The following is a 21,507-nucleotide window of genomic DNA, read 5'->3' on the forward strand; positions in this document are numbered from 1 at the left end:
GCAATCCCGTGGCAGACCGCACACCCCCGCTCTCCGTCGAGGAACTGAGGGTCCTCGTCGCGAGCGGTGAGATCGACACCGTCGTCCTCGCCTTCCCCGATATGCAGGGCAGGCTCCAGGGCAAGCGGTTCGCCGCGCCGTTCTTCCTCGACGAGGTCCTGGAACACGGCACGGAGGGCTGCGACTACCTGCTCGCCGTCGACACCGAGATGAACACCGTCGACGGCTACGCGATGTCCTCCTGGGAGCGCGGCTACGGCGACTTCGCCATGCGCCCCGACCTCGCCACCCTGCGCCGCGTCCCGTGGCACGAGGGCACGGCGATGCTCGTCGCCGACCTCGCCTGGCACGACGGCTCGCCCGTCGTCGCCGCGCCCCGCCAGATCCTCCGCCGCCAGCTCGACCGGCTGGCCGGCCACGGCTACACCGCCCATGTCGGCACGGAGCTGGAGTTCATCGTCTTCCGGGACACCTACGAGGAGGCCTGGGACCGCGACTACCGGGGGCTGACCCCCGTCAACCAGTACAACGTCGACTACTCCGTCCTCGGCACCGGACGCGTCGAGCCGCTGCTCCGCCGGATCCGCAACGAGATGGCCGGCGCCGGGCTCACCGTCGAGTCCGCCAAGGGCGAGTGCAACCCCGGCCAGCACGAGATCGCCTTCAAGTACGACGAGGCCCTGACCACCTGCGACCAGCACGCCGTCTACAAGACCGGCGCCAAGGAGATCGCCTCCCAGGAGGGCGTCTCGCTGACGTTCATGGCCAAGTTCAACGAGCGCGAGGGCAACTCCTGCCACATCCATCTCTCGCTCCAGGACGAGCACTCCACCAACCCCCTGGCCGGGGACGGCCCAGGGGGCATGTCCCCGCTGATGCGCCACTTCCTGGCCGGACAGCTCGCCGCGCTCCGCGAGTTCTCGCTGCTGTACGCGCCCACCGTCAACGCGTACAAACGCTTCCAGCCCGGCTCCTTCGCGCCCACCGCCGTCGCCTGGGGGTACGACAACCGCACCTGCTCGCTGCGGGTGGTCGGCCACGGCCGCTCCCTGCGCTTCGAGAACCGGCTGCCCGGCGGTGACGTCAACCCGTACCTCGCCGTCGCCGGACTCGTCGCGGCCGGTATCCACGGCATCGAGAACGAGCTCGAACTCCCCGAGGCGTGCACCGGCAACGCCTACACGGCCGGCCACCCCCAGGTCCCCACCACCCTCGCCGAGGCCGCCGACCTCTGGGAGAACAGCCCCCTCGCCCACGCCGCCTTCGGCGAGGAGGTGGTGGCCCACTACGCCAACATGGCAAGGGTCGAGGTGGCCGCCTTCAACGCCGCCGTCACCGACTGGGAGCTGCGCCGCTCCTTCGAACGGCTGTGAGGAGCCACCACCGAGCGACCGTACGGAAGCACCACCCGTGAACCGGAACGACTCCTGAGGAAGAACCGCCTGTGAGCAACGACGTGCAGGAACCCGCCGTACGGGAAGGCGCCGTACCGGACCCCGGCGTACCGGAGCCCCCCGCGACCGCCCACCAGATCCTCGACCCCGCCACCGGGGAGGTCTTCGCCGAGATCCCCGCCACCACCGTCGAGGAGGTCGACAGGGCGGTACGGCGCGCCGCCGCCGCCCAGCGCGGCTGGGCCGCCGCCGCCCCCGCCGACCGCGCCCGGCTGCTCCGCCGCTTCGCCGCCGCCGTGGACGACCACGCCGAGGAACTCGCCCGGCTGGAGGTCCGCGAGGCGGGCCACACCCTCGGCAACGCCCGCTGGGAGGCGGGGAACGTCCGCGACCTCCTGGAGTACAGCGCCGGGGGAGTGGAGCGGCTGACCGGCCGGCAGATCCCGGTCGCCGGCGGCCTCGACATCACCCTGCTGGAACCCCTCGGCGTCGTCGGCGTGATCGCCCCCTGGAACTTCCCCATGCCGATCGCCGCCTGGGGCACCGCCCCCGCGCTCGCCGCCGGCAACGCCGTCCTCCTCAAACCCGCCGAGACCACCCCGCTCACCGCCCTCCGGCTCGCCGAACTGGCGCTGGAGGCGGGGCTTCCCGAGCACCTCTTCCAGGTCCTGCCCGGCGCGGGCCCGGTCGCGGGGAACGCGCTGGTCGAACACCCCGGCGTCGCCAAGATCGTCTTCACCGGCTCCTCCCGGGTCGGCCGCTCCATCCTCGCCAGGAGCGGCGCCCTGATGAAGCGCGTCACCCTGGAACTCGGCGGCAAGAGCCCCAATATCGTCTTCGCCGACGCCGACCTCGAACGGGCCGCCGCCACTGCCCCGATGTCCTTCCTCGACAACGCGGGCCAGGACTGCTGCGCCCGTACCCGCATCCTCGTCCAGCGCGAGGTCCACGACCGCTTCCTCGACCTCCTCGCCCCCGCGATCGCGTCCGTCGTGGTCGGCGACCCCTCGGACGAGAAGACCCAGATGGGCCCGTTGATCTCGCACACCCAGCGGGAGCGGGTCCGGGCGTACGTACGGGACCACCAGGGGCACGCCCCCGCCATCCGGGGGAGCGCCCCGGACGGCCCCGGCTTCTGGTTCCCGCCGACCGTCCTCACCGACGCCGCCCCCGACTCGGCGATCGCCACCGAGGAGGTCTTCGGCCCGGTCGCCGTCGTCCTCCCCTTCGAGGACGAGGAGGACGCCGTACGGCTCGCCAACGCCACCGAGTACGGGCTCGCCGGATCCCTCTGGACCCGGGACGTGGGCCGCGCCCTGCGGGTCTCGCGCGCCGTCGCCGCCGGCAACCTCTCCGTCAACTCGCACAGCGCCGTCCGGTACGGGACGCCCTTCGGGGGTTACAAACAGTCCGGTATCGGCCGCGAGCTGGGCCCCGACGCCCTCACCGCCTTCACCGAGACCAAGAACGTCTTCCTGAGCACGGAGGTCTGACCACCATGACCGCATCCACCACACCCGGGACCCCCGAGCCCTCCGAGGCCGTCTGCCGCCGCCTCGTCGGCCGTACCGCCGTCATCACCGGGGCCGGCAGCGGCATCGGGCTCGCCACCGCGCGCCGGCTCGCCTCCGAGGGCGCGCGGGTCGTCTGCGGCGACATCGACGAGACGGCCGGGAAGGCCGCCGCCGAGGCGGTCGGCGGGCTCTTCGTACGGGTCGACGTCACCGAAGCGGAGGAGGTCGAGGCGCTCTTCAAGGCAGCCCACGACACCTACGGCAGCGTCGACATCGCCTTCAACAACGCGGGCATCTCGCCCCCCGACGACGACTCGATCCTCACCACCGGCATCGAGGCGTGGCAGCGGGTCCAGGAGGTCAACCTCACCTCCGTCTACCTCTGCTGCAAGGCCGCCCTCCCCTACATGCGGGCCCAGGGGCGCGGCTCCATCATCAACACCGCCTCCTTCGTGGCCCGGATGGGCGCGGCCACCTCGCAGATCTCGTACACCGCCTCCAAGGGCGGCGTCCTCGCCATGTCCCGCGAGCTGGGCGTGCAGTTCGCCCGCGAGGGCATCCGGGTCAACGCGCTCTGCCCGGGGCCGGTCAACACCCCGCTGCTCCAGGAGCTGTTCGCGAAGGACCCGGAGCGCGCCGCGCGCCGCCTGGTGCACATCCCGCTGGGCCGGTTCGCCGAGGCGACCGAGATCGCGGCGGCCGTCGCCTTCCTCGCCAGCGACGACGCGTCCTTCGTGAACGCCACCGACTTCCTGGTCGACGGCGGCATCTCGGGCGCGTACGTCACCCCGCTCTAGCCGGTACGGCGGGCCGCACCTTCCTCGGGACCCAGCGCTCGGGGCTCAGAGGAAGGTGCGCCCCTCGCCCCGGTAGGTGGGCACCGACGCCACCACCTGGTCGCCCTCGACCAGCCGCAGGGTGTCGAACCGCTCGCACAGCTCCCCGGCCTTGGCGTGCCGGAACCACACCTTGTCCCCGATGAGCAGATCGTCGGCGGCCGGACCCAGCAGCGGGGTCTGCACCTCCCCGGGCCCCTCCTGCGGGTCGTACCGCAGCCCCTCCGGCAGATACGGCACGGGCAGCCGGTCGGCGCCCGCCGCCCCCGACGCGGGGTAGCCGCCGCCGAGCACCGTCACCACGCCCACGCCCGGCCTGCGCACCACGGGCTGGGCGAAGAGCGCCGCCGGACGCCCCCGGAACGACGTGTAGTTGTCGAAGAGCCGCGGCACATAGAGCCCCGAGCCCGCGGCGATCTCCGTCACCGCGTCCTCGGCGGCCGTCTGCTGCACACTCCCCGTACCGCCGCCGTTGACGAACTCCAGGTCGGGCGCGACCGCCCGGACGGCGCGCACCGCGGCCGCCCGCCGCTCGACCAGGTCCCGCCGGGCGGCGGCCTGCATCAGCCGGATCGCCAGCGACCGCGCGGGCCGCCCCGCCAGGGCGTCGCCGACCCCGGCCACATGCCCCTCGTACGCCATGATCCCGGTCAGCCTGAACCCGGGGCGGCGCGCCACCGACCGTGCCAGCTCGGCCAGTTGGGCCGGTTCGCTCAGCGGGGAGCGGAGCGCGCCGAACCGTACCCGGCCGCCGAGGAGACGGAGGGAAGTGTCCAGTTCCAGACAGACTTTGAGCTCCTCCCGGCCACCTTCGCGGGCCGCGTCGATCAGATCGAGCTGCGCCGGGTCGTCGACCATGACCGTGACGGCGGCGGCGAGTTTGGGATCGGCGGCGAGCTCCGCGTACCCCGCGCGGTCGGCCGACGGGTAGGCGAGGAGGATGTCCTCGAACCCCGCGCGGGCCAGCCACACCGACTCCGCCAGCGTGAACGACATGACCCCCGCGAACCCCGGCCTGCCCAGCACCCGTTCGAGCAGGGCCCGGCAGCGCACCGACTTGCTCGCCACCCGGACCGGCTTGCCGCCGGCCCGCCGGACGAGGTCGTCGGCGTTGGCGTCGAAGGCGTCGAGATCGACCAGCGCGAGCGGCGCGTCGAGATGGGCGGTGGCCCGGTCGTACCGGGCCCGGTCGGTGGCGAGGGGGCGTGGCGACGGCGTCATGGAGCGAGCTTGCCAGACCGGATTCCCCGGGGCCAGCCCGGATTACCGAAGGGTAGGGGGATGTTCTGGGCAGATCGCCCGGGGCTTCGCGGGGGTTCCTCCCGGGGTTCCCCCGGGGGTTCCCGCGGGGTGCTCCGCAGCCCGTAGAGTGACGCTCACGCCGCGTCGAACGAGCCTGTGTCGTACGGCCGGGAAGCGGCGTGGGGTGGAGCAGGTACGCATGGCCGCATGGGTGTCACAGGGGGTCGCATGAGCACGGAGACGCCACGGGCTCCCCTCCCGCCCCGGCCCGCCGCACCGCCCCGTGTCCCGGCCCAGCCGGCCGGCCCCGACCAGGGCACGCCGCCGCAGGGCGAGCCGGCCCGTACGGAGCCGGCCACGCCCGCCGGACCCGCGCAGCCCCGGGTGAGCGGCGCCCCCTCGCCGGTCCTGCCGTTCGGCGACGTACGGTTCACCGCGGGCGGCCGTCTCGTCCCCTACAGCCCCCGCCCCACGGGCGCCGCCCCGTTCGACCGGGGCCCCGCCCCGGCCCCCTTCCGCCCCGCCCCCGCGGTCCCGCTCCTCCCGTCCGCCCCGCCGGGGACACCCGCTCGGCCCCCCGGCCCCGTCTCGGCGGCGGCCGACGACCGGGACCGGCCCGACGACACCGCACCCAGCGGCGGGAGAACCACCGGCCCCACCCCCACACTTCCCCCCGCCCCGCCCACCGGTTCCACCGTCGCGGGCGCCGATGCCCGTACGGGGACGGAGAGTTCGCGCCCCGGCGGCACGGACACCCCGCCGGTTTCCTCACCTGTCGGTTCCGCCGTCGCGGGCGCCGATGCCCGTACGGGGACGGGGAGTTCGCGCCCCGGCGGCACGGACACCCCGCCCGCCGTCGCTCCCGTCGGCGCCGGGTCCGACGCCCGTACGGGCACGGGCTCCGCGCGCCCCGGCGGCGAGGGCGCCCCGCCGGTCACCGGCTCCGTCGTCGCGGGCTCCGATGCCCCTGCGCGTACGGACAGTTCGCGCCCCCGCCCCGAGAGCGCCTCGCCCGAGGCTCCCGCCGCGAGCGTCCTCCCCGCGCTCCCCGACTCCAGCAAGCCGCCCCGGGCCGAGGACCGGATCACCACGCTTCCCCCGCTCCCGCCGTCTCCGCCTTCCGGGGCGCCGCCCGTTCCGCGGACCCCGCCGGTGCACGGCGCGCCCGCGGGCGGTTCCGCGGGGGAGGGCCGGGCCGGGATCGGGCACGGCATCGGTGACCGGGCCCGTGGGCGTACCGCCGGACGTCCCGCCGCCCCCGGAGGGGGGACGGGCGTCGAGGACACCACGCCCGTACCGCGCCCCGGTGCCACCAACAGCCCGTTCCCCACGCCGTATCTGATCGCGGGGTCGCGCACCTCCTACGCCGCGTACGCCCCGCCCCCGGGGGCGCCCCCCGCCCCCACCGTGCCGCCGCGCTTCCCGCCGCTGCCCGCGCGCCCCCCGGAGACCCGTACGGGACCGGCCGCGCCGGGCGTCTTCCCGTGGGACTCGGGGGCCGCCGAGACGGCCTCGGAGTCCACCGCGCGGCTCCGCCCCGTCCCCGTCCGGCGCCCCGGGCGCGCCGCCGTCGCGCTCGCCTGCGTGGTCCTCGGCCTCGGCCTCATCGGCGGCGCCGTCACCGGGAGCTGGCTGACCGGCGACTCGGCCGCGGAACCCGCCGACCGGGACGACTACACCGTCGCGCGGAGCCTCTGGCACAGCGTCCCCGTCGACACGCTCTTCCCGCGCACCCTCAAGGGCGAGGCCGCCGGGCCCGGCGGCGCGGACCGCCAGTGGACCCGGACCGGGGTCGCCCCCGACACGAGCTGCGCCGAAGCGCTCGGCCCGGTGCTCGACGGGGTGCTGCGCCCGCTCGGCTGCACCCGGGTCGTCCGCGCCACGTACACCGACGCGACCGCCAGCAGCGTCACCACGGTCGGCCTGGTCTTCACCCAGGGCGACGAGACCGCGATGGCGGCGCTGCGCACCCGCTTCCGCGCCAACGACCTCACGGAACGCGCCGACATGATGCCCCACGCGTTCCCGGTCGAGGACACGGCAGCGGCGACGTTCGGCGACGGCCAGCGCGCGAGCTGGACGGTGAACGTCCTCACCGAGGTGCCCGTCGTCGTGTACGCCGTCACCGGCTTCGCCGACGGACGCCCCGTCAGCTCCCCGCAGCCCGCCGACCAGGCGATCGCCGGCGGCGCCACGACCCCGGCCGCACAGGCCGGTCTCGGACATGAGGCGAAAGGCATCGCGGACCGTATAGAACGGGGGCTGCGCAAGGCAGTCAGCACCGGCACGGCGGCCCCCCGTTGATCCCCACGCTCCACGGACGGCCGCCGGTGGACCCCAGAGACCCGGAGGACCCGGAGCCCATGACGCCGAAGACCGCGGGGCCGACTCCGTCGGCGGAGACCGGAACATCCGCGCCCGCCGACGGGGCCGGACGGCCCGAGCCGACCCGGCTCGTACGGACCCGGTTCGTACGGACACGGTCGGGGCCGGTCCGGTCGGTGGGGACCCCGCCGCCGGCGCCCGGCAGCGCGGCGGCCGGAGCGGCGCGTGCCCGGCGCGTGGAGCTCAAGCCCGGCCGGCCCCGGCGCCGGTACCGGATCGCCGCCGTTCTCACCGCAGCGTCCTTTCTCCTCCTGCCCGCCACCCCGGCCCAGGCCGACGCCATCCGGGCGCAGCAGTGGGCGCTCGACGCCATGCACACCGAGCAGGCGTGGCGGAAGGCCCAGGGGACCGGGATCACCGTCGCGGTGCTGGACACCGGCGTGGACGGTACGCACCCGGATCTCGCCGGGCAGGTGCTGCCGGGGAAGGACCTGATCGGGTTCGGGGCGCGGAAGGGGGACCGGGCCTGGGCCCGGCACGGGACCGCCATGGCCGGGATCATCGCCGGGCACGGCCACGGGCCCGACCGGGCCGACGGCGTCCTCGGGATCGCGCCCGAGGCGAAGATCCTCCCCGTCCGGGTCATCCTCGAAGGGAGCGACCCGGCCCGCGCGAAGGCCAGGGCAGCCAAGGGCGGCGCGCTCGCCCAGGGCATCCGCTGGGCCGCCGACCAGGGCGCCGACGTCATCAACCTCTCCCTCGGCGACGACAGCGAGTCCGCCCACCCCGAACCGGCCGAGGACGCCGCCGTCCAGTACGCCCTCGCCAAGGGCGCCGTCGTGGTCGCCTCGGCGGGCAACGGCGGCGAGAAGGGCGACCACATCTCGTACCCCGCCGCCTACCCGGGGGTGATCGCGGTGACCGCCGTCGACCGGTACGGCACCCACGCCGCGTTCTCCACCCGCCGCTGGTACGCCACGGTCAGCGCCCCCGGCGTCGATGTCGTCATAGCCGACCCCGACCGCCGGTACTACGAGGGGTGGGGCACCAGCGCCGCCGCCGCCTTCGTCTCCGGCGCCGTCGCCCTCATCCGCTCCGCCCACCCCGAACTCACCCCCGCCCAGATCAAGAAGCTCGTCGCGGACACCGCCAGGGACGCCCCGGAGGGCGGCCGGGACGACGCCCGGGGGTACGGCTTCATCGACCCGGCCGCCGCGCTCGAAGGGGCGGCGAAGCTCGCGGGTCAGGACCTCCAGAACCGCTCCGCCGGATTCGGGAAGCGGTACTTCGGGGAGGGCCCCGCGGTGGCGAGCGACGACCGGGAGCCCGCCGTCTGGCTGGCGCCCGCCGCCGGGGTCACCGGTGCGCTGCTGCTGGCGGGCGCGGTCCTGCTCTGGCGCGGCTCCGGGCGCCGTATCTCCTTCGCCCGGTGGCGCTCGCTGTAGCCCCCGCCCCGAGGGCGCCCGGAGCGGGGCCCCGGGATGCCCCGGAGCCGGTCACGCCCCGGGGGCACCGGTCAGGACGACCAGCCGCTGCGTCGCCCGGGTCATCGCCACATAGCGGTCCACCGCCCCCGCCACCCCCGTCCCGAACCCCTCCGGACCGACCAGCACCACCAGGTCGAACTCCAGCCCCTTCGACAGCTCCGGCGTCAGCGACCGCACCCGCGGCCCCGGGCGGAACCGGAACCCCTCGGCGGCGATCACACACGCCGTCCCCTCGGCATGCGCCGCCAGCCACTCCTCCAGGACCGCGTCCAGCTCGGCGACCGCGCCGTACCGGACCGGGATCCCCGTGGACCGCACGGAAAGGGGCACATTGGCGCCCGGGAGCGCCGCCCGGACGGCCGGCCCCGCCACCGCCATCACCTCTTCGGGGGTCCGGTAGTTGACGGTCAGGGACGCCAGGGCGATCCGGTCGAAACCGACCCGGGCCAGCCGCTCCCGCCACGGCTCCGCGAAGCCGTGCCGGGCCTGCGCGCGGTCCCCGACCACGGTGAAGCTCCGGGACGGACAGCGCGCCAGCAGCATCCGCCACTCCGCGTCGGTCAGCTCCTGCGCCTCGTCCACCACGACATGGCCGAACGGGCCCGCCAGCCGGTCCCGTCCGGCCGCCGGCAGCGCGGCCCCGTCCACCAGGCTCTCCCGCAGATCCCGCCCCACCAGCATCGTCACCGCGCCCTCCCCGTCGTCGTCCGCCGCCAGGACGTCATCGATGACCTCGGCCATCCTGGCCCGCTGCGCGGCCTCGGCGGCCTCCCTCCGGCGGGCGGTCCGCACCGCCTCCGGGTCGCCGAGCCGCAGCCGCGCCGCGTCCAGCAGCGGCAGGTCCGAGACCGTCCACGCCTGAGGAGAGCGGCGCTGGAGCCGCCGTACGTCTTCGGGGGCGAGCCAGGGCGCGCAGAGCCGCAGATACGCCGGGACCGACCAGAGGTCGCCGACCAGATCGGCCGCCTCCAGCAGCGGCCACGCCCCGTTCAGCGCCCCGGTCAGCCCCGCGTCGCGCCGCACCGCCCGCGCGAACCGCTCCTCCGTCACCTCGGCCGGCACCCCGGCGCCGTATCCGTCCTCGGCGGCCCCCTCGTCCCCCGCGTACCCGGTCCGCCCGGACCCCTCCCGCTCGTACTTCTCCCACAGGATCGCGATCAGCTCCGTCAGGATCCGCTCGCGCGCCTCGTTGTGCGGGACGCCGGGGCCCGCCGTCTCGAAGGCCAGCGCCCACTCCTCGGCGCTCAGCCACACCTCGCCGTCCGGCACCGCGACGGACCTCCCCTCGGCGGGCGGCTCCTCGTAGAACCGTACGGCCGTCCCGACCGCGTCCACCATGCGCGCCGACGCCTTCAGCCGCGCCGCCTCCGGATCGCTCTCGGCCCCCGCCCCGGCCCCCTCCGCGACCAGGTCCCGCACCGTGCAGGTGGCCACGCCCTCCTCGCCGAGGCTGGGCAGCACGTCCTCGACATAGGCCAGATACGGCTGGTGCGGGCCGACGAAGAGCACCCCGCCGCCGCGCTGCCCGAGCCGGGGTTCGGAGTGGAGGAGATACGCGGCACGGTGCAGGGCGACCACGGTCTTGCCGGTGCCGGGGCCGCCGTCCACCACCAGCGCGCCCCGGGACCCGGCCCGCACGATGGCGTCCTGGTCGGCCTGGAGGGTGGCGAGCACATCCCGCATCCGGGGCGACCGGGAGGCGCCGAGCGAGGCGATGAACGCGGACTGGTCGTCCAGCGCGGCATGCCCGTCGAGCCGGTCGGCGGCGAAGACCTCGTCCCAGTAGTCGCCGACCCGGCCCCCGCTCCAGCGGTATCTGCGCCGGCTGACCAGTCCCATCGGCCGGGCGTGGGTCGCCGCGAAGAACGGCGCCGCCGCCGGGGTGCGCCAGTCCACCAGCAGCCGCCGGCCCGTCGCGTCGGTGAGGCCGAGCCGCCCGATGTAGAGCGGCTCGGCGCCCTCCGCGCCGACGATACGGCCGAGACAGAGATCGAGCCCGAACCGGCGCAGGGTACGGAGCCGGGCGGTCAGCCGGTGCACCTCGGCGTCCCGGTCCATCGCCGCCCGGCCGGCCCCGCCGGGCGCCCGCAGCGCGGCGTCCAGCCGCTCCGACACCTCGGCGACCGTCCGCGCCAGGCTCTCCGCGACCGCGGCGAAGTGGGCCTCGTCCGCCGCGATCAGCTCCGGATCCGCCTTGGCGGCGAGCCGCCCCGGCAGCTCGAACACACCGCTCCACCCGTCGGCCGGTCCATCGGGCGGTCCATCGGCCGGTCCGTGGGCCGGCAAAGACGTACGCACGTCGTGAATCTCCCATATCCGCAGGTAGCTGGCTGGAGTTGGAGATTCTGCGGGACGAGGGGGGCCTTGCCGCAAGCCCCCCGGTGCGCTATACGTTAAGAGTGGCGAGGAGTGGGTGAGCCTCCTCGACCGCTCTCCCACCACCTCTCAGGCCGCTTCCCCGATCCGGCGTACCGCCGCGACCGCGGCTTCCTCGACCCGGGCGATGCCCTCCTCCTTCGTGGCATGGCCGTCGGAGAGCACCGCCACCAGACAGCCGGCCACCCGCCCCACGGAGTGGACCACCCACAGGCCGCCCTCCGTCCGGGGCATCCAGCCGTTCTTCAGCCCGCCGCCCGCGCCGCCCGCCCGGCCCGGGTCCGCCGCCGACACCCCCCAGTCCTGCCCCGGCACCACCCGCCCCATCAGCCCCGCCACATACGTACGCGACCGGGCGTCCAGCACCGGCTCACCGCCCCCCGCCGCCCCGTACCCCGGGGCGAAGACCGCCTTGAGTAGGGTCAGTTGATCGCCCGCCGTCGTCGTGGTCAGCCCCCATTCCGGGGCGGCCGTCGTCGCGGTCATCCCGAGCCGCGCGTGCGCCGCGTCCAGCGCCGCCACGCCCCCGGCCGCCTCCCGCAGCTCCGTCGCGGCCTCGTTGTCGCTGCGTTCGATCATCAGCCCGGCGAGCCGCTCATGCTCCGGGTCCAGCCAGCCGCCCGCGTCCCGCACCCGCAGCAGCAGGGCGGCGAGGATCGCCACCTTCACCACGCTGGCGGTGACATACGTACGGTCCGGGCCGTACGCCGCCTCGCGCCCGCTCGCCACCTCGCACACCGCGACCGAAAGCTCCATCCGAGGACCGTACGCCCCCGGACCGGGCCCGGGGAACGGCGCCGGAGCGGCCCTACTAGGCTCCTCCCGTGGCGCTCAAGAACATCCCGGACCCCGGTTTCTCCGACGACGACGGCACCGCCGATCCCGCGCTGACGGCGGCCCTCGCCGCCTGGGCCGAGGACCGCGCGGCCCACGGCCCGGTCCTCGCCGCGCTGCGCACCGCCCGGCTGCTGGTGCCGGTGGTCGCGGTGCTGGGGGAGGCGGAGGTTGGCCCCGACGGGAGGAAGCGCGAGAAGACCAGTGACATGGCCGTGCCGACGCTCCAGGCCGGCGACCGGCGCGCCCTGCCCGCCTTCACCTCCACCGCCGCGCTCGCCCGCTGGGACCCCGGGGCGCGGCCCGTCGCCGTACCGCTGGGCCAGGCGCTCCAGGCCCTCGCGCACGAGCGGGCCGACACCCTCGTCCTGGACCTCGCGGGCCCGGTCCCGTACCAGCTCACCGGGTCCGCCCTGGTCGCCCTCGCCGAGGGGCGCACCGGGACCGGGCCGCTGGAGGACCCCGCGGTCACCGCGGCCGTACGGGCCGCCGTCGCCGGGGAGCCCGCGGTGGTACGGGCCCACCTCGGCCCGGGGAGCGCGGACGGCACCCTCGCCCTCGTGCTGGACCCGGCGGCGGAGCCGGCCGGGGCGGCCCGCCGGGTGGCGCGGGCGCTCGCCGACGACGATGTGCTGAGGGCCCGCCTGGTGCGCGGACTCGACCTGGCGGTGCTGCCGGCCGAGGCCACCCCACCGGGCGAGCCCCTGTACGTACGGGATCAGATGTAGCGAGGATCGGGGGTACGGCGGGACCGGTACGGCCCGGGACCGCCGCCCCGGTCAGCCGTAGACCGGGCCCGTGTACTTCTCGCCCGGACCCTGGCCCGGCTCGTCCGGGATCACCGAGGCCTCGCGGAAGGCGAGCTGGAGCGACTTCAGCCCGTCGCGGAGCGGCGCGGCGTGGAACGAGCTGATCTCCGTCGCGCTCGCGTCCATCAGCCCGGCCAGCGCGTGCACCAGCTTCCGGGCCTCGTCCAGGTCCTTGTGCTCCTCGCCCTCGTCGGTCAGGCCGAGCTTCACCGCCGCCGCGCTCATCAGGTTCACCGCGACCGTGACGATCACCTCGACGGCGGGCACCTCCGCGATGTCGCGGGCCATGGCGTCGTACCCGGGGGTCTCCGGGGCCTCCGGGGTCGCCGCGGTGTCGGGGGCCGCCGGGGTGTCCGGGGCGGGGTGGGAAGGGGTCGCGTCGCTCATGCCCCACACGATAGGCCCCGTGCCCGTACATCCGTCCGGGGGAGCCGGTCCCGTCCCACGGGTTAGCAGATGGGTCCCGGTGGTGCTAACCTTGTGTAACGACCGGCCGGACACCTGTGTGCCCGGCCCACAAGTGGAGGCTCCGCTCTCCCACCTGGCTGCCCCTGAGGGGCGGCGGGTCACCGGTCAGGTGGTGCCCATCGTTCCGTACGGACGATGGAGCCACCCGATGCGCCCCGTGGCAGTGACGCGGCGGTGTTCCGGTATTCGAGGAGCCCTGCCTGTGTGCCGTCCGGGGCATTTTTGCTGTGCCGCCGCGGTTGGTCTGTAGACAACAGACGTTGCGCGGCTGTCTGCCAGACAGTCGTGTGGTGCTACCGAGGAGGATCCATCAGCGCCGAGCCCCGCATCAACGACCGGATTCGCGTTCCCGAAGTGCGACTCGTCGGTCCCAGTGGTGAGCAGGTGGGCATCGTCCCGCTCGCCAAGGCCCTGGAGCTTGCACAGGAGTACGACCTGGACCTGGTCGAGGTCGCGGCGAACGCCCGTCCGCCCGTGTGCAAGCTCATGGACTACGGGAAGTTCAAGTACGAGTCGGCCATGAAGGCCCGTGAGGCGCGGAAGAACCAGGCGCACACGGTCATCAAGGAGATGAAGCTCCGGCCGAAGATCGACCCGCACGACTATGACACCAAGAAGGGTCACGTCGTCCGGTTCCTCAAGCAGGGTGACAAGGTCAAGATCACGATCATGTTCCGCGGTCGTGAGCAGTCCCGCCCCGAGCTGGGGTTCCGGCTGCTCCAGCGGCTCGCCTCCGACGTCGAGGAACTCGGCTTCATCGAGTCGAACCCGAAGCAGGACGGCCGGAACATGATCATGGTTCTCGGCCCGCACAAGAAGAAGACCGAGGCCATGGCCGAGGCTCGCGAGGCGCAGGCCGCCCGCAAGGCCGGCCGTCAGGGTCAGGCGGCCGAGGCATCGGCCGAGACTCCTGTCGAGGCTTCTTCCGACGCGTGACCCGTGGGGGCGTCATCCAGACGGCCCCTGGTTCCGCGCGGAACCACACACAGAGATCTGACGCTCCCGCGCGCCGGTCGAGAACCCGGACCGGCTGGGAGCGCCACTGACGAGGAGAGAACGGCGCCATGCCGAAGAACAAGTCGCACAGCGGTGCCAGCAAGCGCTTCAAGATCACCGGCTCCGGCAAGGTGCTGCGCGAGCGGGCCGGCAAGCGCCACCTGCTTGAGCACAAGTCGTCAAGGCTGACGCGTCGCCTCACCGGCAACGCCGAGATGGCCCCGGGCGACGCCAAGAAGATCAAGAAGCTTCTCGGCAAGTGAGGCCGGTGCCCCCGGTGACCGGGGGCGCGGCAGCAGGACCGGGACCTATTCGTTTCCGGGCCGTGTGAGTCCCCCCACGGCCCCGCTACAAGGAGTCAACACGTGGCACGCGTCAAGCGGGCAGTCAACGCACACAAGAAGCGCCGGGCGATCCTCGAAGCGGCCAGCGGTTACCGCGGCCAGCGTTCGCGCCTGTACCGCAAGGCGAAGGAGCAGGTCACCCACTCCCTCGTCTACAACTACAACGACCGCAAGAAGCGCAAGGGCGACTTCCGTCAGCTCTGGATCCAGCGGATCAACGCCGCTGCCCGCGCCAACGGCATCACCTACAACCGCTTCATCCAGGGTCTGAAGGCCGCCAACGTCGAGGTGGACCGCAAGATCCTCGCGGAGCTGGCCGTCAACGACGCCAACGCGTTCGCCGCGCTCGTCGAGGTCGCCCAGAAGGCGCTTCCCAGCGACGTCAACGCCCCGAAGGCCGCGGCCTGAGCGGAGAGCAGCCGCTGAGGCTCTCCGCGTTCCGGGAGCCGGCAGGCTCCCCGCGTCCGCGCCCCTTCCCGCCGGACCCGCAGGCGTATCCGCCTGCGGGTCCGGTGCGTTCCCGGGACCGTACACCGCCGTACGCACGCACCGCCGGCCCCTCCGCGTACCGCGGGGGAGCCCGCCTCCGCCGCCCGCTCCCGCCCGGCGGTTCCGCCCCGGGCCGGTGGCGGGCACCGTGACCCCGTCGCCGCCCTCACCCGCGCCGCCCTCATCTCCTCCGCCGCCGTACCCGCACCCGCCCGACCGGAAGCGAGCCGCCCGCCCATGTCCACCCCCGAGCTGATCTCCCCGCGTTCCCCCCGGGTCACGGCCGCGCGCAGACTCGCCAAGCGGGCCTTCCGGGGCAAGGAGCGCCGGTTCATCGCCGAGGGGCCGCAGGCCGTGCGCGAGGCCGTCGCGCACCGGGGGACCGACGGGGAGCCCACGCTCCTCGAACTCTTCACCACCGCCGAGGCCGCCGAACGGTACGCCGACATCGTCGCCGCGGCCCGCGCCACCGGCGCCCGGGTCCACCTCGCGGCCGACACCGTGCTCGCCGACGTCTCCCAGACCGTCACCCCGCAGGGGCTGCTCGGCGTCTGCCGCTTCCTGGACACCCCGTTCGCCGACGTCCTCGCGGCCGGCCCCCGGCTGGTCGCCGTGCTGGCCCATGTCCGCGACCCCGGGAACGCCGGGACGGTGCTCCGCTGCGCCGACGCGGCGGGCGCCGACGCCGTGGTCCTCACCGACGCCTCCGTCGACCTCTACAACCCCAAGTCCGTGCGCGCCTCCGCCGGGTCGCTCTTCCACCTCCCGGTCGTCGTCGGCGTCCCCGTGGAGCAGGCGGTACACGGCCTCCACGACGCCGGGGTCCGGGTCCTCGCCGCCGACGGAGCGGGCCGCGACGACCTCGACGACGAACTGGACGCGGGCACCATGGCCGGGCCCACCGCCTGGATCTTCGGCAACGAGGCCTGGGGCCTGCCGGAGGAGACCCGGGCCCTCGCCGACGCCGTGGTGCGGGTCCCGATCCACGGAAAGGCCGAGAGCTTGAACCTCGCGACCGCCGCGGCCGTATGTCTCTATGCCTCAGCGCGCGCCCAGCGCGACCGCGGTATGCGCTGAGGGGGTCCGTCCGGTCACAGTCGGCTAGTACTGTTGCCTGCTCAGGGGGGCCCACTAGACGGAAGAGGTGGGGTGCGGGGATGACCGTCGGGGCGAGCCGACCGGCCGGGATCCAGGGAGCCTTACCGGCCGGACGCGGCAGCGGTGCCGGAGGCCCGGGCGGCGTGCCCGCCGAAGCACCGGGGGAAGCGGGAGAACCACGGGAGGCGGAGGCCGTACACGGGCCCGCCCACGGCCCGCCGCTGCCCGGGATCGACCCCGACGACCTCCCCGACGGGCTGATCGTCGCCGACGAGACCGGCCGTGTGGTCTGCTTCAACGCCGCCGCCGCCCGGATCACCGCCACCGACCGCACCGCCGCCCTCGGCGCCCCGCTGGAGCGAGCCCTGCCGCTGGAGGACCTCAAGGGCCGCCGCTGGTGGACCCTGACCGACCCGTACGGGGGACTCGCCACCCGCACCGGGCAGCCCGAGCGGAACCTGCTGCTCCCCGGCGGCCGGGAGGTCCTGGTCTCCGTACGGTACGTACGCGACCGCCCCACCGGGCCGGTCCGCAGACTGGTGATCTGCGTCCGGGGCACCGAGGCCCGGCGCCGTACCGAACTCAGCCACGCCGAACTGATCGCCACCGTCGCCCATGAGCTGCGCTCCCCGCTGACCTCCGTCAAGGGGTTCACGGCGACGCTGCTCGCCAAGTGGGAGCGGTTCACCGACGACCAGAAACGGCTGATGCTGGAGACCGTCGACGCCGACGCCAACCGGGTCACCCGGCTGATCGCGGAACTCCTCGACATCTCCCGGATCGACTCCGGCCGTCTTGAGGTGCGCCGCCAGCCCGTCGACATCGGCGCGGCCGTCGGCCGGCACGTCCAGTCGCACACCGCATCCGGACTCTCCCCGGACCGCTTCCTGGTCCGGATCGAACAGCCGCTGCCCGATCTCTGGGCCGACCCGGACAAGATCGACCAGGTCCTCGGCAACCTGCTGGAAAACGCGGTGCGCCACGGCGAGGGAACCGTCACCATTGAGGTGGCGCCCGCGGTGATCGACCACGGGGCGGAGAGCGAGAGAGGAACGGCCGTCACCGTGTGCGACGAAGGGCCCGGCATCCCGGAGGAGTCGATGCAGCGCGTCTTCACCCGCTTCTGGCGGGGCTCCAAGCGCGGCGGCACCGGACTGGGCCTCTATATCGTCAAGGGCATCGTCGAGGCGCACGGCGGCACGATCACCGTCGGCCGGGGCCCCGGCGGCGGCGCGCGGTTCCGCTTTATCCTGCCCGTCGGCGCTCCGGCCTACCTCTCCTGACGCCCTCCTGAGGCCCCGGCCACCGCGTCCGGGGAGCCGCCGGAGCCGCCCACGGGCGGTCCCCCCTCCGTACGACCCCTTAGACTCGGCCTTTGGCACCTTCACGCCCTCGGTGTTCGAGCAGAATCGAGCAGGTTCGAGCGGGGTCGTTTCGCCAAGCCAATCGGAAGTACGGGAAGAGATGTCCGCACCCAACAAGTCGTACGACCCGGTCGAGGTCGAGGCAGTGAAACCCGAGCATGTCGAGCGCATCAGGGACGAGGCGCTCGCCGCCTTCGCCGCCGCCGGTGACCTCGAAGCGCTCGCCCACGCGAAGACCGCGCACACCGGCTCCGCCTCCCCGCTCTCCCTCGCCAACCGGGAGATCGGCGCGCTGCCCCCGCAGGCCAAGGCCGAGGCGGGCAAGCGGGTCGGCCAGGCCCGCGCAGCCGTCGGCCGCGCCCTCGCCGCCCGCCAGAGCGAGCTGGAGGCCGAGCGCGACGCCCGGGTGCTGGTCGAGGAGGCGGTGGACGTCACACTGCCGTACGACCGCACCCCGGCCGGCGCCCGCCACCCGCTCACCACCTTCATGGAGCGGGTCGCCGACGTCTTCGTCGCCATGGGGTACGAGGTCGCCGAAGGGCCCGAGGCCGAGGCCGAGTGGTTCAACTTCGACGCCCTCAACTTCGTGCCCGACCACCCGGCGCGGCAGATGCAGGACACCTTCTTCGTACAGGGCCCGGCCGGTACCTCCGGCGACGAGTCCGGCGTCGTCCTGCGCACCCACACCTCGCCGGTCCAGGCCCGCGCCCTCATCGACCGCGAGCCGCCCGTCTACATCGTCTGCCCCGGGCGGGTCTACCGCACCGACGAGCTGGACGCCACGCACACCCCGGTCTTCCACCAGATCGAGCTGCTCGCCGTGGACGAGGGCCTCACCATGGCCGACCTCAAGGGCACCCTGGACCACATGGTCCAGGCGCTCTTCGGCCCGGACATGAAGACCCGGCTCCGCCCGAACTTCTTCCCGTTCACCGAGCCGTCCGCCGAGATGGACATGGTCTGCTACGTCTGCCGGGGCGCCTCCGTCGGCAACCCCGACCGGCCCTGCCGCACCTGCGGCAGCGAGGGGTGGATCGAGCTGGGCGGCTGCGGCATGGTCAACCCCAAGGTGCTCACCGCCTGCGGCGTCGACCCCGGGAAGTACAGCGGATTCGCCTTCGGCTTCGGCATCGAACGGATGCTGATGTTCCGCCACAACGTCGAAGACATGCGAGACATGGTCGAGGGTGACATCCGGTTCACCCGGCCGTTCGGGATGGAGATCTGATGCGCGTCCCGCTTTCCTGGCTGCGCGAGTACGTCGACCTGCCGGCGACCGAGACCGGCCGGGACGTCCAGGCCAGGCTCGTCTCCGCCGGTCTGGAGGTCGAGACCGTCGAGCAGCTCGGCGCCGGCCTCAAGGGCCCCCTCGTCGTCGGCAAGGTCCTCACCATCGAGGAGCTGGAGGGGTTCAAGAAGCCCATCCGCTTCTGCACTGTCGACGTCGGCGACGCCAACGGCACCGGCGAACCGCAGGAGATCGTCTGCGGCGCCCGTAACTTCGCCGTCGGCGACAAGGTCGTCGTCGTGCTGCCCGGCGCCGTCCTCCCCGGCGACTTCGCCATCGCCGCCCGCAAGACCTACGGCAAGGTCTCGCACGGCATGATCTGCTCCGGCGACGAACTGGGCATGGGCGACGACGGCAGCGGCGGCATCATCGTGCTGCCGCCCGAGTACGAGCCCGGCACCGACGCCATCGAGCTCCTGGAGCTGGTGGACGAGGTCCTGGACATCGCCGTCACCCCCGACCGGGGCTACTGCCTCTCGCTGCGCGGCGTCGCCCGGGAGACCGCCATCGCCTACGGGCTGCCGCTCCGCGACCCGGCGCTCCTCGACGTGCCCGCGCCCAACGCGTACGGCCACCCGGTGAAGATCGCCGACCCGGCCGGCTGCGACCGCTTCACCGCCCGTACGGTGACCGGGCTCGACCCCGAGGCACGCTCGCCGATCTGGCTCCGCCGCCGCCTCCAGAAGGCCGGCATGCGGCCGATCTCGCTCGCCGTCGACATCACCAACTACGTGATGCTGGAGCTGGGCCAGCCGCTCCACGCCTACGACCGGAACCGGCTCGAAGGCCCCATCGGGGTCCGCCGCGCCACCCCCGGCGAGAAGATCACCACGCTCGACGGGGTGCACCGCGTCCTGGACCCCCAGGACCTGGTCATCACCGACGACCGGGGACCCATCGGCCTCGCGGGCGTCATGGGCGGCGCGCACACCGAGATCGCCGACACCGTCACCGACGCCGAGACCGGCGCCGTGCACGGCACCACCGAGGTCGTCGTCGAGGCGGCGCACTTCGACGCGATCACCATCGCCCGCACCGCACGCCGCCACAAGCTCCCCTCCGAGGCGTCCAAGCGCTTCGAGCGCGGCGTCGACCCGCAGGCCACCGCCGCCGCCGCGCAGCGCACCGTCGACCTGCTGGTCCTCCTCGCCGGCGGCTCCGCCGAGGCCGGGGTCACCGAGGTGATCGCGCCCACCCCGCCGGCCGCCGTCACCATGCCGGCCGACCACCCCGACCGGGTCGCGGGCGTCGCGTACGGGCGGGAGACCGTCGTACGGCGGCTCCAGGAGATCGGCTGCGATGTCACCGGACAGGACCGGCTCCAGGTCACCGTCCCGTCCTGGCGCCCCGACCTCGCCGCCCCCAACGACCTCGCCGAGGAGGTCATCCGCCTGGAGGGGTACGAGAACCTGCCCTCCACCCTGCCGACCCCGCCCTCGGGCCGGGGGCTCACCGAGCGGCAGCGGCTGCACCGCAGGGTCGGCCGCGCACTCGCCGGGGCCGGTTATGTCGAGGCGCTGACCTACCCGTTCACCGGTGAGGCGGTGCTCGACGCGTTCGGTCTCGCCGACGGTGACGACCGGCGCCGTACGGTCACCCTCGTCAACCCGCTCTCCGACGAGGAGCCCGCGCTCCGCACCACGCTGCTGCCGGGGCTGCTCGCCGCGCTGCGCCGCAACGACGGCCGGGGCAGCCACGACCTGGCGCTCTTCGAGACCGGGCTGGTCTTCCTGCCCACCGGCGAGGAGACCGTCCCCGGCCGCCTCCCCGTCGACCGGCGCCCGGCCGACGAGCAGCTCGCCGCCCTCGACGCCGCGCTGCCGCGCCAGCCGCGCCGGGTCGCCGTCGTCCTCTCCGGGGCGCGCGAGCAGGCCGGCTGGTGGGGCAAGGGCACCCCGGCCACCTGGGCGGACGCCGTCGAGGCGGCCCGTACCGTCGCCCGCGAGGCCGGTGCGGAGCTCTCCGTACGGGCCGCGCGGTACGAGCCGTGGCACCCCGGCCGGTGCGCCGCGCTCTCCGTGACCGTGGACGGTACGGAGACCCTGGCCGGACACGCCGGGGAGCTGCACCCCCGGGTCCTCAAGGCGCTCGGGCTGCCCGAGCGGACCAGCGCCATGGAGCTCGACCTCGACCTGCTGGAGCGGGCGGGCGCCGGGGCGCTCCGGGCACCCCGTATCTCCACCTTCCCGGTGGCCACCCAGGACGTGGCGCTCGTCGTCGCCGACGAGGTGCCCGCCGGTGATGTGGAGCGGGCGCTCGCCGAGGGCGCGGGCGGACTCCTGGAGTCGCTGCGGCTCTTCGACGTCTACGCCGGAGAGCAGGTCGGCGCGGGGCACAAGTCCCTCGCGTACGCGCTGCGCTTCCGCGCCCCCGACCGCACCCTGACGGTCGAGGAGGCCACGGCGGCCAGGGACGCGGCGGTCGCGCTCGCCGCCGAGCGGACCGGGGCGGTGCTGCGGGGAGCCTGACCTCCTGTCACGAACGGCCTTCGGCTGTTCGTTCGAGAGAATGGCGAGTCCTGAGGGGCGCGTCCGGACCACCGGACGCGCCCCTCACTCATTCGAGTGAGAACCCCCGGCGCGTCGCGCCATCGGCGGCCGGTGATCGACAGAATCGATCCGGCCGTCACGGCCGACGTACGCC

General features: G+C 74.4%; 17 protein-coding genes. 13 read left to right on the top strand and 4 right to left on the bottom strand.

Going from position 1 to position 21,507, the window contains the following annotated elements:
• Positions 1-8 precede the first annotated feature (8 nt).
• From AB0O07_RS24815 to AB0O07_RS24825, 3 genes are all read left to right on the top strand, one after another.
• Complete coding sequence (locus AB0O07_RS24815) at positions 9-1,373, top strand: glutamine synthetase family protein (RefSeq protein ID WP_365636874.1); 1,365 nt, start codon at positions 9-11, stop codon at positions 1,371-1,373.
• A 158-nt stretch (positions 1,374-1,531) separates the two neighbouring features.
• The gene (locus tag AB0O07_RS24820) at positions 1,532-2,887 is read left to right on the top strand and encodes an aldehyde dehydrogenase family protein (RefSeq protein ID WP_365637297.1); all 1,356 of its coding nucleotides are present in this window, start codon (positions 1,532-1,534) and stop codon (positions 2,885-2,887) included.
• 5 nt (positions 2,888-2,892) lie between these two features.
• Positions 2,893-3,705 (top strand): 3-oxoacyl-ACP reductase, encoded by an 813-nt coding sequence (locus tag AB0O07_RS24825; protein ID WP_365636877.1) that lies wholly within the window; start codon positions 2,893-2,895, stop codon positions 3,703-3,705.
• Positions 3,706-3,750: 45 nt separating this feature from the next.
• Here AB0O07_RS24825 and AB0O07_RS24830 read toward each other — a convergent pair whose 3' ends face one another.
• Positions 3,751-4,965, bottom strand: coding sequence for an amino acid deaminase/aldolase (locus AB0O07_RS24830; RefSeq protein ID WP_365636879.1), 1,215 nt, complete (start codon positions 4,963-4,965; stop codon positions 3,751-3,753).
• 249 nt (positions 4,966-5,214) lie between these two features.
• Between AB0O07_RS24830 and AB0O07_RS24835 the strand changes: the two genes are divergently transcribed.
• A complete protein-coding gene (locus tag AB0O07_RS24835; RefSeq protein WP_365636882.1) occupies positions 5,215-7,290 on the top strand; it encodes a hypothetical protein in 2,076 nt (691 codons plus the stop codon).
• Between the two features lie 59 nt (positions 7,291-7,349).
• On the top strand, positions 7,350-8,756 hold the full coding sequence (gene mycP, locus AB0O07_RS24840) for a type VII secretion-associated serine protease mycosin (protein ID WP_365636885.1): 1,407 nt from the start codon (positions 7,350-7,352) through the stop codon (positions 8,754-8,756).
• Between the two features lie 51 nt (positions 8,757-8,807).
• Here mycP and helR read toward each other — a convergent pair whose 3' ends face one another.
• Both helR and AB0O07_RS24850 read right to left on the bottom strand, forming a co-directional pair.
• Entirely contained in the window at positions 8,808-11,024 is a 2,217-nt protein-coding gene (gene helR, locus AB0O07_RS24845; RefSeq protein ID WP_365636887.1) for an RNA polymerase recycling motor ATPase HelR, read from the bottom strand.
• A gap of 219 nt (positions 11,025-11,243) precedes the next feature.
• The gene (locus AB0O07_RS24850; protein ID WP_365636890.1) at positions 11,244-11,930 is read right to left on the bottom strand and encodes a serine hydrolase; all 687 of its coding nucleotides are present in this window, start codon (positions 11,928-11,930) and stop codon (positions 11,244-11,246) included.
• 68 nt (positions 11,931-11,998) lie between these two features.
• Between AB0O07_RS24850 and AB0O07_RS24855 the strand changes: the two genes are divergently transcribed.
• Positions 11,999-12,736 (top strand): SseB family protein, encoded by a 738-nt coding sequence (locus AB0O07_RS24855; protein ID WP_365636893.1) that lies wholly within the window; start codon positions 11,999-12,001, stop codon positions 12,734-12,736.
• 51 nt (positions 12,737-12,787) lie between these two features.
• Here AB0O07_RS24855 and AB0O07_RS24860 read toward each other — a convergent pair whose 3' ends face one another.
• Complete coding sequence (locus AB0O07_RS24860) at positions 12,788-13,105, bottom strand: DUF1844 domain-containing protein (RefSeq protein WP_365637299.1); 318 nt, start codon at positions 13,103-13,105, stop codon at positions 12,788-12,790.
• Between the two features lie 465 nt (positions 13,106-13,570).
• Between AB0O07_RS24860 and infC the strand changes: the two genes are divergently transcribed.
• From infC to pheT, 7 genes are all read left to right on the top strand, one after another.
• Entirely contained in the window at positions 13,571-14,221 is a 651-nt protein-coding gene (gene infC, locus AB0O07_RS24865; RefSeq protein ID WP_365636896.1) for a translation initiation factor IF-3, read from the top strand.
• 128 nt (positions 14,222-14,349) lie between these two features.
• Positions 14,350-14,544 carry a 50S ribosomal protein L35 gene (rpmI, locus tag AB0O07_RS24870; RefSeq protein WP_003947156.1) on the top strand — a complete coding sequence of 65 codons (195 nt, stop codon included), beginning with the start codon at positions 14,350-14,352 and terminating at the stop codon, positions 14,542-14,544.
• Between the two features lie 102 nt (positions 14,545-14,646).
• The gene (rplT, locus tag AB0O07_RS24875; RefSeq protein WP_114626556.1) at positions 14,647-15,033 is read left to right on the top strand and encodes a 50S ribosomal protein L20; all 387 of its coding nucleotides are present in this window, start codon (positions 14,647-14,649) and stop codon (positions 15,031-15,033) included.
• 318 nt (positions 15,034-15,351) lie between these two features.
• The gene (locus AB0O07_RS24880) at positions 15,352-16,191 is read left to right on the top strand and encodes an RNA methyltransferase (RefSeq protein ID WP_365636899.1); all 840 of its coding nucleotides are present in this window, start codon (positions 15,352-15,354) and stop codon (positions 16,189-16,191) included.
• Between the two features lie 164 nt (positions 16,192-16,355).
• Positions 16,356-17,495, top strand: a complete 1,140-nt coding sequence (locus AB0O07_RS24885; RefSeq protein ID WP_365636902.1) for an ATP-binding protein — start codon at positions 16,356-16,358, stop codon at positions 17,493-17,495.
• A gap of 181 nt (positions 17,496-17,676) precedes the next feature.
• The gene (pheS, locus tag AB0O07_RS24890; protein WP_365636905.1) at positions 17,677-18,804 is read left to right on the top strand and encodes a phenylalanine--tRNA ligase subunit alpha; all 1,128 of its coding nucleotides are present in this window, start codon (positions 17,677-17,679) and stop codon (positions 18,802-18,804) included.
• Positions 18,804-21,332 carry a phenylalanine--tRNA ligase subunit beta gene (gene pheT, locus AB0O07_RS24895; RefSeq protein WP_365636907.1) on the top strand — a complete coding sequence of 843 codons (2,529 nt, stop codon included), beginning with the start codon at positions 18,804-18,806 and terminating at the stop codon, positions 21,330-21,332. Before pheS ends, pheT begins: the two co-directional genes overlap by 1 nt.
• Positions 21,333-21,507 lie beyond the last annotated feature (175 nt).

Origin of the sequence: Streptomyces sp. NPDC093085 (assembly GCF_040683935.1) — a bacterium.
Classification (GTDB): domain Bacteria; phylum Actinomycetota; class Actinomycetes; order Streptomycetales; family Streptomycetaceae; genus Streptomyces.

Excerpts from the sequence above, each read along its gene's own strand:
- AB0O07_RS24825 (WP_365636877.1), top strand. The coding sequence starts at position 2,893 with ATGACCGCATCCACCACACCCGGGACCCCCGAGCCCTCCGAGGCCGTC.
- AB0O07_RS24830 (WP_365636879.1), bottom strand. The coding sequence starts at position 4,965 with ATGACGCCGTCGCCACGCCCCCTCGCCACCGACCGGGCCCGGTACGAC.
- AB0O07_RS24835 (WP_365636882.1), top strand. The coding sequence starts at position 5,215 with ATGAGCACGGAGACGCCACGGGCTCCCCTCCCGCCCCGGCCCGCCGCA.
- mycP (WP_365636885.1), top strand. The coding sequence starts at position 7,350 with ATGACGCCGAAGACCGCGGGGCCGACTCCGTCGGCGGAGACCGGAACA.
- AB0O07_RS24850 (WP_365636890.1), bottom strand. The coding sequence starts at position 11,930 with ATGGAGCTTTCGGTCGCGGTGTGCGAGGTGGCGAGCGGGCGCGAGGCG.
- AB0O07_RS24860 (WP_365637299.1), bottom strand. The coding sequence starts at position 13,105 with ATGGCCCGCGACATCGCGGAGGTGCCCGCCGTCGAGGTGATCGTCACG.
- rpmI (WP_003947156.1), top strand. The coding sequence starts at position 14,350 with ATGCCGAAGAACAAGTCGCACAGCGGTGCCAGCAAGCGCTTCAAGATC.
- AB0O07_RS24880 (WP_365636899.1), top strand. The coding sequence starts at position 15,352 with ATGTCCACCCCCGAGCTGATCTCCCCGCGTTCCCCCCGGGTCACGGCC.
- pheS (WP_365636905.1), top strand. The coding sequence starts at position 17,677 with ATGTCCGCACCCAACAAGTCGTACGACCCGGTCGAGGTCGAGGCAGTG.
- pheT (WP_365636907.1), top strand. The coding sequence starts at position 18,804 with ATGCGCGTCCCGCTTTCCTGGCTGCGCGAGTACGTCGACCTGCCGGCG.